The organism is Serratia sp. AR11, from assembly GCF_056376275.1.
In genome coordinates, this window is sequence record NZ_CM150739.1 from 2,995,832 (window position 1) to 3,008,367 (window position 12,536).

The window sequence follows — 12,536 nt, forward strand, 5'->3', positions numbered from 1 at the left end:
GAAATCCCAGCCGCAGCGCACCCTGCGGTTAAGTAATGTTAGGCCCAGGTTCGTCATCAAGCGTCAATATAACCCCGCTGCCATTAACCCAGGCTGCGTAAAGCGCCGTAAAGATGCGTAAATTATAAATCAAATAATTTGAACAAGATGCTCAGCATTATCAGATTTTAAATCTTTCTGGATGCTTTATTATTCAACACATCGGAAGCGAACGGCTTCCAACCCAAACAAACAGACTGGAGTTTCTTATGAAAAGCATCAAATATTTTGCAGCAGCCGCCGCTATCGCCATGACCTCTTTCGCTACCTTCGCCGCTGAACCGGTAGACCTGCAGCAGGCCACCAGCCTGAGCGCATCCGGCGTCGTCTCTGCAGGCCATGCCACGACGCTGAGCAGCCTGGAAGCCAAACTGGCCGCCAAAGCCGAAGCCCAGGGCGCCAGCAGCTACCGCATTATCTCTGCCGGTGGTAATAACATGCTAAGTGGCAGCGCCGTCATCTACAAATAAGCACTCTGGTATAGAGCCCGGCACGCCGGGCTCTACCTCAATACTCCCGCCTTATTGTTCATTATTCCCTCGTCCAATGTTACATAAATATTAAATTTTTATTACACACTAGACTCTCACTCGCGACTGGCTTAGCTTGAAGGCAATCTTCCCGCAGAAAGGCTTCAAAATGAGCGAGATATCTACACTAACGATTAAAATCCCTCTGGAACTCAAAGAAAAAATTCGTGCCATTGCTGCCGATAACCAACTTTCTCTGAGCGCCGAGGTCTGTCAACGCCTTGAAAATAGCTTCGACTTACCGGCCAAGGCGGACAAAAACGCTAAAAAATCGGCGGAGTTACATCACAGTGAAATTGACAATCAGGGGATTGAAGAGGAAATCGAGCAACCGCTGAACCAGAAAGAATTGAAGAAGTTGCGTCAACTGCTGAAAGGCAGCGTCAAAGCCGGCAAGAAAAAATAAATCGCTAACATCATAAAAAACGGGGCTATTTTAGCCCCGTTTTTATTGCAGCTTATTGTCCATCCAGCCCACGGATCGGTTTAACCGATGACCAGGCCCGGCATGACGGGCAATGCCAATACAGCGAGTGTGCGGTAAATCCGCATTTATGGCAGCGATAACGCGGCTTGGTACGTATTTGTTCGCCGACCATATCACGCAGCAGCAACAGGCTTTCTTTCGCACGGCCATCTTCCGCATCTGCCAGGTGATAATCCATCAGGCGATAGAATACCCGCATCGTCGGGTGACGCTGGAGCTGGCGGTTGATATACACCTGCACCACGTCACGGCCTTCATTCTGCTCAATAATTTCCGCCAGCATCAGCTCAGCGGTGGCACCGGTATTTTCTTCAACACAGCGCTTGAGGAAGTCCGCCCAATCCTGTTGCTGTTCCAGATGCTGGTAACACTCATGCAGCATCGGCAAGGTTTCGCTCACCAGCTCTTTATCCTGGTTCAACACTCGCGTGAGCGATTCAACCGCCTTGGCGTATTCACCCTGCGCCATATAAATACGCCCTACCATTATAGAAACCCGGGCGCACTGTTTATCTGCCGAGGCCGCTCTTTTCAGCAAGCCCATCGCCTTATCGAGATCGTCACTGCCCATCGCCTGCAAAGCCAGTTCGCAGTAGAAATGGGCGATCTCGATACGTTGTTTATCTTTACCCAACTTGACCAGTTTTTCCGCCACGTCGATGGCTTTTTGCCAATCGCTGGTTGCCTGGTGGATCACCAATAGTTGCTGCAACGCGGAAATGCGAAAATCTTCTTCGCCGATTAACTGGCCAAACATATCTTCGGCGCGATCGTACATGCCGGCGGCCATATAATCACGCCCCAGCTGTTGCACGGCCAAAAGGCGTTGTTCGAAGGTCAGGGAAGCGCTTTCCATCAGCGCCTGATGGATGCGGATTGCGCGGTCTACTTCGCCACGCGAACGGAACAGGTTACCCAGCGTCAGGTGGGCCTCAACGGTGTTGCTGTCCTCTTTCAACATATCAAGGAACAGATCGACCGCTTTATCCTGCTGGTTGGAAAGCAGGAAGTTAACCCCGGCCACATACTCACGCGACAGACGGTTGGCTTCCTGTTGTTTGTCCTGTTGAGCACTTCTGCGCCCCATGTACCAGCCGTACGCGGCAGCCACGGGCAACAACAGAAACAGCAGCTCTAACATAGAAGGTTATTCCTTGCTGACAACGGACGGAGCTGCCGATTCAGCAGGTTGTTCAAGCTGCAGTTCCAGCCTTTTGATTTTGCGTTCGGCTCGCCCCAACGCAATGCGGGTACGCAGATAAAACAGGCCACAAATGACCCAGCCAAGAACAAAACCGGCGCCAAACAACGCCGCCAACAGGGTCGATACGCGGTAGTCGCCCTGCGCAACCAGATAGTTAAAACTCACAACCTGATCGTTATGCGCGCCCAACGTGACAGAAATCACGAAAATCACCAGAACCAACAAAAAAATCAGCAAATATTTCACATTCTTTCCCGCAATGCCGAGTTAATCGGATGAATTCTACCCTATAGCTTTCAAGTTGGCCGCTCTAGCGCGTCCATGCGCTCGCGGCATTTGTACATCCCTGTACAGCACAGCTAGGCGGCCAACTCACTCATCCCCAGGCGCTTACTCAAGTAAGTAACTGGGGTGAGCGAGTGCAGGTAACAACGCTGCGACTTGAAAGATGACGGGTATATGCCAATACGTGGCTTCCCTAACCTTTAAGTTAGCATTTCCCATCGTGGCAGGGAAACCCTGCGGCACGATAAAACCACATATCTGCTGGCATATTCGACAGTAAACGACGCTCCCGAACAAATTAATGAGAAAGCTTCTCAAAATAATAGATTAATAAGGATGTGGGGGCATTAATAAGAATTACAATGACCGGAAATGTAAGCGGTTAATGCGGTGCCATGGCGACACCGCATTAAGTGACAGCGTCACCTGATTTTCTCTTCCGAGGTTCTTTCCGCAATTTCCTGCTGTTCTTGCGGCGGTGGCGTCAAAGGGCCAAACCAGCGTTGAGCCAACCAGCAAGCTATCGTCACCAACAGCCAGCTGATCAAGGTCGCCACTGCCAGATCCCGTGGCCAGTGCATGCCCAGCAGCAAACGGCTGCCCATGACACCTATTGCCCACACCATCAAGACCGCGACGGTCTTGTAGTGCCGTCGTGGCCACAACAACCCTACGCCCAGTAGCGCCCAACTGGCGGCAAACATCGTGTGGCCTGAAGGGAACGCAAAGCCGGTCTCAAACTGCCAGTGCTCACGTAGCCATACCGGTACCAGCGTTTGCTCCTGCAGTTGCTCTTTCACCAACGCGCCCCGCTCTTTGCGCTTGAGCGAGTAAAAGTACTTTTCATCAATCTGGTGGGCCGACTCCAGCCACAACACAAATGGCCGAGGCTCCTGCACGCGATCCTTAATAAAAGACTTCACGCCCTGTCCGATCAGAATCGACGCGCTGAGCAACACCAACAACCCAATGGCCGGTTTGATACGAAAGCGCAGGCACCACAGAAACCAGGCGCCAAGAATAATACTGGTAAGGATACCCCAGGGCGAAGTGACAGTTTCAGTCAGCCAGTACAGGCCTTTCAGCAGTCTGCCGTCGCCACCCGGTTGCCATTGCCAGCCGGAAATCCATACCGCCAGCGGCATCAGCAACAGCACTATTGCACCTGCTGCCGTACGTTTTGCAATCTCAAACATTCCCATCGTCCTTTGCATAAGCCAATTTGCAGTGTAACAATCTTGCAATATTGATAACACTCGAAAAATTAAACAGATAAACGGACTATCGCAATAATAGTTGGCTGAAAGCGTCGGATGCTGATTTGCTGAGCACCTCAGGGCAAGAAGTTATGGCAAAATAGCCGATAATTAACGAAATGCCGATCGTCGTTGTGCATTTAATACTGGTCAGCCAACTGACCCGGAAGTAGGATGCGCAACCATGATTGAATCGGAAGTATTTGTGGAGAGCAACATGCAGCTTAAACGGGTGGCAGAGGCCAAATTGCCAACACCTTGGGGCGATTTCCTGATGGTAGGATTCGAAGAACTGGCGACCGGGCACGATCATCTGGCACTGGTGTTCGGGGATATTTCTGGCGCAACACCGGTACTCTCACGTGTACATTCTGAGTGTCTGACTGGTGATGCCTTATTCAGCCTGCGCTGCGACTGTGGTTTTCAGCTGGAAGCCGCACTGGAGCATATCGCGGAAGAAGGCCGCGGTATTCTGCTCTACCATCGCCAGGAAGGTCGTAATATCGGTTTGCTGAACAAGATCCGCGCTTATGCCCTGCAGGACAAGGGCGCTGATACGGTAGAAGCCAACCACCAGTTGGGTTTTGCTGCGGATGAACGTGATTTCACCCTGTGTGCGGACATGTTCAAACTGCTGGGCGTGGATGCGGTGCGTTTACTGACCAACAACCCGAAAAAGGTCGAGATCCTGACCGAAGCCGGTATTAACATTACCGAGCGTGTGCCACTGATCGTCGGTCGCAACCCGAAGAACGAGCGTTACCTGGCCACCAAGGCCGCAAAAATGGGCCATTTACTGGACCAAGAGTAATTTCCCGCGGGAAAAATCAGGGCGCCATGAAAGGCGCCCTTTTTATTACAGCATTTTCCTGATCACGTAGTGCAGGATGCCGTCATTTTCATAGTAGGTCAGCTCATTGCCGGTATCGATTCGGCAACGGGTATTGACCACTTCCTTGCGCCCATCGGCATAAGCGATCAGCACCGGCACCACTTGCCCTGGTTTGAGCGTTTGTAACCCGCTGACGCTGATCTGCTCATCACCACTCAGTCCCAACGTTTTGCGCGTCACACCTGCCGGGAACTCCAGTGGCAGAATGCCCATACCAATCAGGTTGGAACGGTGAATACGCTCAAAGGACTCGGCAATCACCACGCGAACCCCCAACAGTCGTGGCCCCTTCGCAGCCCAGTCACGGCTGGAACCGGAACCGTATTCTTTACCGGCGATCACTGCCAGCGGTACCTGCTCCTGCTGATACTGCATCGCAGCATCGTAGATTGATAACTGATTCTGTGACGGGATATGGCGGGTATAACCCCCTTCAACCCCCGGTACCATTTCGTTACGGATGCGGATGTTGGCAAAGGTGCCACGCATCATAACTTCATGGTTACCACGGCGCGAGCCGTAAGAGTTGAAGTCCAGCGCCGCAACGCCGTGATCGCTCAGATAGCGGCCTGCCGGGCTGTCGCGTTTAATGTTCCCTGCCGGTGAGATATGGTCGGTGGTCACCGAGTCGGCCAGGATCGCCAGAATGCGGGCGTCCTTGATGTCCTGCACCGGATCCGGCTGCGCTTTCATGCTGCTGAAGAACGGCGGATGGCGAATATAGGTGGAGTCCGCCTGCCATGGATAGGTGGCCGAACCGGCAACCTGAATCGACTGCCAGTTGGCGTCACCGTCAAATACCGCACCGTATTCCTTATGGAACATCTCGGTACGCACTTCCTCGACTGCCAGGGCAATGTCCTGGCTGCTCGGCCAAATATCCTTCAGATAAACCGGCTGGCCGTCACGGCCTTCACCCAGTGGCTCGTTGGTCAGATCAATCTTCATACTGCCGGCCAGCGCATAGGCAACCACCAAGGGTGGCGAGGCCAGCCAGTTGGTCTTCACCAGCGGATGAATACGGCCTTCGAAGTTACGGTTACCTGACAACACCGCACCAACGGTCAGATCGCCCTCTTTAATCGCCTGCTCAATAGGCTCAGGTAACGGCCCGGAGTTACCGATACAGGTAGTACAGCCGTAACCTACCAGGTTAAACCCAAGTTCTTCCAGGTAGGACGTCAGCTTGGCGCTGTCGAAATAATCGGTCACCACTTTGGATCCCGGCGCCAATGAGGTTTTCACCCAGGGTTTGGTTCGCAGCCCTTTTTTCACCGCATTTTTTGCCAGCAAGCCGGCGGCCATCATTACGCTGGGGTTGGAAGTGTTGGTACAGGAGGTAATGGCGGCGATCACCACCGCGCCGTTATGCAGGTCGTGCTGCTGCCCATTAAGGGTGAAGGGCTTGAATTCGGATTTGCGTTGCTGGTTGCCGATCTCCAGCTCGGTAGCGGCATTGAAAGCCTTGGGCACATCTGGCAACGCCACGCGATCCTGCGGACGCTTCGGCCCAGCCAGGCTGGCTACCACCGTCGACATATCCAGAGCCAGGGTACTGGTGAACACCGGTTCGTCGCCAGGATTGCGCCACATGCCCTGCACTTTGGCATAGGCTTCCACCAGCGCGATTTGCTCATCGCTGCGGCCGCTCAGCTTCATATACCCCAGCGTCACTTCGTCCACCGGGAAGAAGCCACAGGTCGCACCAAACTCCGGTGACATGTTGGCAATGGTCGCTCGGTCAGCCAGCGGTAGATCCGCCAGACCGTCACCGTAGAACTCAACAAACTTGCCCACCACGCCGTGTTTACGCAGCATCTGGGTGACGGTCAACACCAGGTCGGTAGCGGTAATGCCCTCGCTGAGCTTACCGGTGAGTTTAAAGCCCACCACGTCCGGGATCAGCATCGATACCGGCTGACCAAGCATCGCCGCTTCGGCTTCAATACCCCCCACACCCCAACCAAGAATGCCCAGACCGTTGATCATGGTGGTATGGGAGTCGGTGCCCACCAGCGTGTCCGGGTAGGCAATACGCTGACCGCTTTCGTCGGTGTGCCACACCGTTTGGCCAAGATATTCCAGGTTAACCTGGTGACAGATACCGGTACCCGGCGGCACTACGCGGAAGCGGTTGAAGGCTTTCTGCCCCCAACGCAGGAAGGTATAGCGCTCGTGGTTGCGCTCCATTTCGATACGCACGTTTTCTTCAAACGCTTCGTCATCGCCGAACTCATCAACGGTGACCGAGTGGTCAATCACCAGATCGACCGGTGACAACGGATTGACCTGGTCAACATTGCCGCCCAATCGCTGCACCGCTTCACGCATAGCGGCCAAATCCACCACTGCGGGCACGCCGGTAAAGTCCTGCATCAGTACGCGAGCCGGTCGGTAGGCAATCTCGCGGTCGGCATGACCGGTCTGTAACCAGCCGACGATAGCTTTAAGGTCGTCAACCTGCACGGTGTCGCCATCCACATGGCGTAACAGGTTTTCCAACAGCACTTTCATTGATTTTGGCAACCGGTCGATATCACCCAGCTGTCTCGCGGCCAGTGGCAGACTGTAATAACGATACTCGTTATTCAGTGCAACCAGCTTATCCATACTCGTTTCACGAAGATCGGACGACATAGCTCCTCCATTTCTTATTATGCATAAAACAGGGTAATCACTGAGGTCTTACTTAAAGATAACACAAAGATGATGTAACGTTTTGATAACAACACGTTTTGATCATAACGATAGGCAGAAGTAATCAAGAAGGGAGAAGTCGTTTTTTCCCAACGGCTTAGGCATGGGCTTCGCTGAGCACAGAATAGCAACAGGGCCATATTCCTGCGTCGATTGCTATCTGTTAAGGTTCCTTTCCAGCCGTCCGCACGGCATTGGCCGTGATGCCAAAGTCATATTTTAAATCCAGGGAGAGAATAGTGGCATTTTTGGGATTCGTCAGTGAACGTGAGTGTCAGCGCTGGCAAGGCGCGCCGCCCTATATTCCCGCCTTCAGCTTTCATGAAAAACATCAGTCAGCCCCCATTAATGCCACACCTGAAGCCATTATTCAGGCGGTGCTTGCGCTGGATATGGCCGAGGACCCAATCATAAGCCGGTTACTGATGCTGCGTCAGTTACCCACGAAGCTGCGCCAATGGTTCACCAACACCAAAAATACTACGCCGGCCGCTGCATTTGGTTTTGACACTTTTACCCTGCTGCATCAGAACACTAATGAAATTTCTCTTGGATTGGCCGGTCGTTTCTGGCGCCCAACCATGGGGGTGGCAAATCTGGCCAATGCAGAAGAGTTTGCCCATTACAACGATCCCGCTGCGGCTAAGCTGGTGTTGCGCTTCAACGTCACACAGGACAATGCCGGATGGGCAATACTGAGTACGGAAACCTTCGTCTGGTGCCCTACGCCCCAGGTAAAAGCGCGTTTTGCCTGCTATTGGGGAGCCATTCGCCCGGCCAGCGGTTGGATAAGGCGCCGCACCCTGCTTGCCGTGCAGCAGAAACTGGCAATGAGAAACAGCTGACGAATGGATGCCGGTACTGGCAGCGTTCTGTGGGAGTACAAAGGGGATATCAGAGGTGAACAAACCTGAAAAGATGAAACAGGGAGGGGTCGGTTCCCCTCCTGCTATCAGCCATTAACCTGACGGCTTACTTTTCCGGCAGTTTGATGTCTTTAAACATCGCTTCAATCTCTTCGTTGGAACGCAGCGCAACTGCGCTATCGACCACGTCACGCGTCAGATGTGGAGCGAAGCGTTGAATGAAATCGTACATATAACTGCGCAGGAAGGTGCTGCGGCGGAAACCGATTTTGGTGGTGCTATAAGTGAAGATATCACGCGCATCCACCGTCACCAGGTCAGGATCCTGAACCGGATCCACAGCCATGCTGGCAATCACCCCTACACCAAGCCCCAGTCGCACGTAAGTTTTAATCACGTCGGCGTCAGTCGCGGTGAATACGATGCGTGGCGTCAGACCGGCGCGGTTAAAAGCGGTATCCAACTCGGAACGGCCAGTGAAACCGAAGGTATAGGTAACAATCGGGTAAGCCGCCAACTCTTCGATGGTGATGTGGCTTTTACCGGCTAATGGATGATCGGGTTTTACTACCACCGCGCGATTCCAGTGGTAGCACGGCAGCATGATTAAATCGTCGTAGAGGTGCAACGCTTCAGTGGCAATGGCAAAGTCTGCGGTGCCTTTGGATACGGCTTCGGCGATTTGCGTCGGCGACCCCTGATGCATATGCAGCGAAACACGCGGATAACGCTCAATGAAGCCTTTAATGACGTTAGGCAGCGCGTAACGTGCCTGGGTGTGAGTGGTGGCCACATACAGTGAGCCTTTGTCCGGGTAGGTATGCTCGCCGGCGACGGCTTTGATGGCATCTACCTTGGACAGGACTTCACGGGCGATCCGGATAATTTCAAGGCCTGCCGGTGTCACCTGAGTCAGGTGCTTACCGCTACGGGCGAAAATCTGGATGCCCAGTTCATCTTCCAGCATCCGCACCTGTTTGCTGATACCGGGTTGTGAAGTGTAAAGCCCTTCTGCCGTCGAGGAGACATTCAGGTTGTGGTTAACCACTTCCACGATGTAACGAAGCTGCTGCAATTTCATATCTTATACCATCCTAGGTTAAACACTGCGTTGAGCCGCAGCCAGGTATATCGGTGTCGCCCCGGTATGCTGAAAAGTAACAAGCCATAAACACCGTGTTTCACCCAGACGCTGAAGAAACCGCCGTTGTTAATAAGCTTTAATCATAAAAAAACTTTTTATATAACCACTATATCACGCTACAGCTTCAAGTATAGATCCACGTCACACTGTGGTAACGATTATTTTGCATTGTGATCAAGGTGAAACCCTGGCCCCAGGAGGAAAAAAACAGCCAAGGATAGATCCGTTAGCCCTCTTTGGCCAATAAAAAAACCAGCCACATGGGCTGGTTTTTAATGTTGCATTCAGGCTGCAAATTTATTTTTTGCCTTCAACCCATTTGCCATCGATGTAGAAAGCAGACCAACCAGTGGCTTTGCCGTCTTTCTCTGCCGAGACATACTGCTGCTTGGTCTTGCGGCTGAAACGCACCAGCGTTTTGTTGCCTTCCGCATCTGCCACCGGCGCATCCGCCAGATAACGCAGTTTTTCAGGCAGACGGTCCTTGAAGCGGGCCAACTCTTCCACCAACGGCGCACGGGTTTCGCGCGATTTAGGGAAGGTATTGGCCGCCAGGAACACACCGGCAGCGCCGTCACGCAGAACAAAGTAAGCGTCCGACTTTTCGCATGGCAGTTCCGGCAATGGAACCGGATCTTCCTTCGGCGGTGCAACATCACCATTACGCAGGATCTTACGGGTATTTTTGCAGCTCTCGTTGGTGCAACCCATGTACTTACCGAAGCGCCCCATTTTCAGGTGCATTTCAGAACCACACTTATCGCACTCAACCACAGGGCCGTCGTACCCTTTCAGGCGGAACTCACCCTCTTCAATCTCATAGCCGTCACACGCCGGGTTGTTACCGCACACGTGCAGCTTGCGCTGGTTATCGATCAGGTAGCTGTCCATCGCCGTGCCGCATTTCTGGCAGCGACGGCGGGCACGCAACGCGTTGGTTTCCGCGTCATCCCCTTCGAGAATGTTGAGCACTTCCGTTTCCGGCACCAGGTTAATGGTGGTTTTACAACGTTCTTTCGGCGGCAATGCATAGCCGGAGCAACCCAGGAAAACGCCGGTGCTGGCAGTACGGATACCCATCTTGCGACCGCACGTTGGGCAATCGATACTGGTCATCACCATCTGATTCGGGCGCATACCGCCTTCTTCCGGCTCTTTCTCCGCCGTTTCCAGCTGTTCGCTGAACTCGGCAAAGAACTCATCCAGCACCGCTTTCCACTCGGCCTGATTGTTGGCTACCTGGTCAAGACCGTTTTCCATGCGTGCGGTGAAGTCATAGTTCATCAGCTCGCGGAAGTTTTCTTCCAAACGGTCGGTAACGATCTCACCCATTTTCTCAGCGTAGAAACGGCGGCTTTCGACTCGCACATAACCACGATCCTGAATGGTGGAAATGATCGAAGCGTAGGTTGAAGGACGCCCAATACCCCGTTTTTCCAACTCTTTTACCAATGACGCTTCGCTATAACGCGCTGGCGGTTTGGTAAAGTGCTGGCTTGGGATCAGTTTCTGCAGTTCCAGATCGCTGCCTACTTCAACATACGGCAAGGTGCGGTCTTCATCACCCTTACGCAGAGCAGGCATCACTTTGGTCCAGCCATCGAAACGCAGCGTACGGCCTTTGGCGCGCAGCTGGTAATCAGCGGCCTTCACCGACAGCGTGGTGGAGTCGTACTGCGCCGGTGTCATCTGACAGGCGACAAACTGGCGCCAAATCAGCTGATACAGTTTTTGCGCATCCGCTTCCATATCTTTCAACTGCTCGGCCAGCACGTTGACATCCGACGGACGGATGGCTTCGTGTGCTTCCTGCGAGTTTTCTTTGCTGCTGTACTGGTTCGGCGCTTTCGGAAGGTACTTGTCGCCGAAATTGTCACCGATGTAGCCCCGCACCATCTCGAGCGCATCCTGGCTCAGGTTGGTGGAGTCGGTACGCATATAGGTGATGTGACCGGCTTCATACAGGCGCTGAGCCATCATCATGGTTTTCTTCACGCCAAAGCTTAGTCGGGTACTGGCCGCCTGCTGCAACGTAGAAGTAATATAAGGTGCACCCGGCTTGCTACTGGTCGGCTTGTCTTCGCGATCCAGTACCGTATAACGGGCTTTTTCCAGCACGTTGAGTGCGGCGTGAGTCTGCTCACGGTTAACCGGTTTGAAGGGTTTGTCGTGGGCATGGGTCACTTCCATCTGCAGCGCGGTATCACCCTTCGCCAACAGATCGGCGTGCAACTCCCAGTATTCTTCCGGCACGAAGGCTTTGATGTCGCGCTCACGCTCCACCACCAGTCGAACCGCAACGGATTGCACTCGCCCAGCGGACAAGCCACGGGCAATTTTTTTCCATAGCAGTGGCGAGACCATGTAACCCACCACGCGGTCCATAAAGCGACGCGCCTGCTGTGCGTTGACACGGTCGATATTCAGTTCGCCGGGCTGTTTGAACGCGTTTTGGATCGCGTTCTTGGTAATTTCGTTAAACACCACGCGGCTAAAGCGTTTGTCGTCACCACCGATAACTTCCCGCAGGTGCCAGGCAATGGCTTCCCCTTCGCGGTCAAGGTCGGTTGCGAGATAAATGTGGTCGGCGTTTTCCGCTAACGACTTTAACTCGGCAACAACTTTTTCTTTACCCGGCAGGATTTCGTAATGCGCTTTCCAGCCATGGTAGGGATCGACGCCCATACGATTTACCAGCGCCGTCGTTGGATCTTTTTTAACTTTCTTCTTGGCTTTGTCTTCGGTTGAGTCAGCGCTCTTTTTGCTGGCTGAGCCACTGGTCGGCAAATCACGGATATGACCGACGCTGGACTTCACCACGTAGTCATTACCTAAATATTTATTAATAGTTTTGGCTTTTGCCGGGGACTCAACTATTACGAGAGCTTTACCCATATTTACCTTTACCTAATTTTATTTCTTCTAAAAAGAAGTCTTTTATCTCGCCTTGCCGCAGCGATTCGTATCTCTTTTTTATATTGCGGCAGTCTGGCAAGAGATCAACATGTTTTTTTCTATTGGCTGCTTAACTGCTCAACCTGAACGCAAGTTGTTGATCCTGGCCGCTATTCACCCATGCCCCAGAGGTATGGCTGTGTGAAACTCATTTATGGCGTAAACAAAACCTTCCACCCGA

10 protein-coding genes are annotated in these 12,536 nt (G+C 53.0%); 4 read left to right on the plus strand and 6 right to left on the minus strand.

Translation table 11 applies throughout. The features are described 5' to 3' along the window. The first annotated feature begins 248 nt into the window (after positions 1-248). Both bhsA and ACSOSI_RS14115 read left to right on the plus strand, forming a co-directional pair. The gene (gene bhsA / locus ACSOSI_RS14110; RefSeq protein WP_218216530.1) at positions 249-509 is read left to right on the plus strand and encodes a multiple stress resistance protein BhsA; all 261 of its coding nucleotides are present in this window, start codon (positions 249-251) and stop codon (positions 507-509) included. A gap of 169 nt (positions 510-678) precedes the next feature. Further along, entirely contained in the window at positions 679-975 is a 297-nt protein-coding gene (locus tag ACSOSI_RS14115) for an Arc family DNA-binding protein (protein ID WP_218216531.1), read from the plus strand. A 52-nt stretch (positions 976-1,027) separates the two neighbouring features. Here ACSOSI_RS14115 and lapB read toward each other — a convergent pair whose 3' ends face one another. The 3 genes from lapB to pgpB all read right to left on the minus strand — a co-directional run bounded on the left by lapB (position 1,028) and on the right by pgpB (position 3,741). After that, positions 1,028-2,197, minus strand: a complete 1,170-nt coding sequence (gene lapB / locus ACSOSI_RS14120; protein WP_012145377.1) for a lipopolysaccharide assembly protein LapB — start codon at positions 2,195-2,197, stop codon at positions 1,028-1,030. Positions 2,198-2,203: 6 nt separating this feature from the next. Then, positions 2,204-2,506, minus strand: coding sequence for a LapA family protein (locus tag ACSOSI_RS14125; protein ID WP_017893019.1), 303 nt, complete (start codon positions 2,504-2,506; stop codon positions 2,204-2,206). Positions 2,507-2,967: 461 nt separating this feature from the next. After that, positions 2,968-3,741 carry a phosphatidylglycerophosphatase B gene (gene pgpB / locus ACSOSI_RS14130; RefSeq protein WP_261277949.1) on the minus strand — a complete coding sequence of 258 codons (774 nt, stop codon included), beginning with the start codon at positions 3,739-3,741 and terminating at the stop codon, positions 2,968-2,970. Positions 3,742-4,018: 277 nt separating this feature from the next. Here pgpB and ribA point away from each other — a divergent pair, with 277 nt between their 5' ends. Beyond that, the gene (ribA, locus tag ACSOSI_RS14135; protein WP_012145380.1) at positions 4,019-4,612 is read left to right on the plus strand and encodes a GTP cyclohydrolase II; all 594 of its coding nucleotides are present in this window, start codon (positions 4,019-4,021) and stop codon (positions 4,610-4,612) included. A 45-nt stretch (positions 4,613-4,657) separates the two neighbouring features. On the opposite strand, the gene acnA is transcribed toward ribA, so the two are convergent. Then, positions 4,658-7,330, minus strand: a complete 2,673-nt coding sequence (gene acnA, locus ACSOSI_RS14140) for an aconitate hydratase AcnA (RefSeq protein ID WP_261128616.1) — start codon at positions 7,328-7,330, stop codon at positions 4,658-4,660. A 299-nt stretch (positions 7,331-7,629) separates the two neighbouring features. Here acnA and ACSOSI_RS14145 point away from each other — a divergent pair, with 299 nt between their 5' ends. After that, complete coding sequence (locus ACSOSI_RS14145; RefSeq protein ID WP_041418580.1) at positions 7,630-8,235, plus strand: hypothetical protein; 606 nt, start codon at positions 7,630-7,632, stop codon at positions 8,233-8,235. Positions 8,236-8,362: 127 nt separating this feature from the next. On the opposite strand, the gene cysB is transcribed toward ACSOSI_RS14145, so the two are convergent. Together cysB and topA are read right to left on the minus strand one after the other, a co-directional pair. Further along, a complete protein-coding gene (gene cysB, locus ACSOSI_RS14150) occupies positions 8,363-9,337 on the minus strand; it encodes an HTH-type transcriptional regulator CysB (RefSeq protein WP_012145383.1) in 975 nt (324 codons plus the stop codon). 360 nt (positions 9,338-9,697) lie between these two features. Beyond that, positions 9,698-12,295: a type I DNA topoisomerase gene (gene topA / locus ACSOSI_RS14155; RefSeq protein WP_012145384.1), complete on the minus strand. Its 2,598-nt coding sequence runs from the start codon at positions 12,293-12,295 to the stop codon at positions 9,698-9,700. Positions 12,296-12,536: the final 241 nt, after the last annotated feature.

Coding starts and splice junctions, on each gene's coding strand:
- bhsA (WP_218216530.1), top strand. CDS start 249: ATGAAAAGCATCAAATATTTTGCAGCAGCCGCCGCTATCGCCATGACC.
- ACSOSI_RS14115 (WP_218216531.1), top strand. CDS start 679: ATGAGCGAGATATCTACACTAACGATTAAAATCCCTCTGGAACTCAAA.
- lapB (WP_012145377.1), bottom strand. CDS start 2,197: ATGTTAGAGCTGCTGTTTCTGTTGTTGCCCGTGGCTGCCGCGTACGGC.
- pgpB (WP_261277949.1), bottom strand. CDS start 3,741: ATGTTTGAGATTGCAAAACGTACGGCAGCAGGTGCAATAGTGCTGTTG.
- ribA (WP_012145380.1), top strand. CDS start 4,019: ATGCAGCTTAAACGGGTGGCAGAGGCCAAATTGCCAACACCTTGGGGC.
- acnA (WP_261128616.1), bottom strand. CDS start 7,330: ATGTCGTCCGATCTTCGTGAAACGAGTATGGATAAGCTGGTTGCACTG.
- cysB (WP_012145383.1), bottom strand. CDS start 9,337: ATGAAATTGCAGCAGCTTCGTTACATCGTGGAAGTGGTTAACCACAAC.
- topA (WP_012145384.1), bottom strand. CDS start 12,295: ATGGGTAAAGCTCTCGTAATAGTTGAGTCCCCGGCAAAAGCCAAAACT.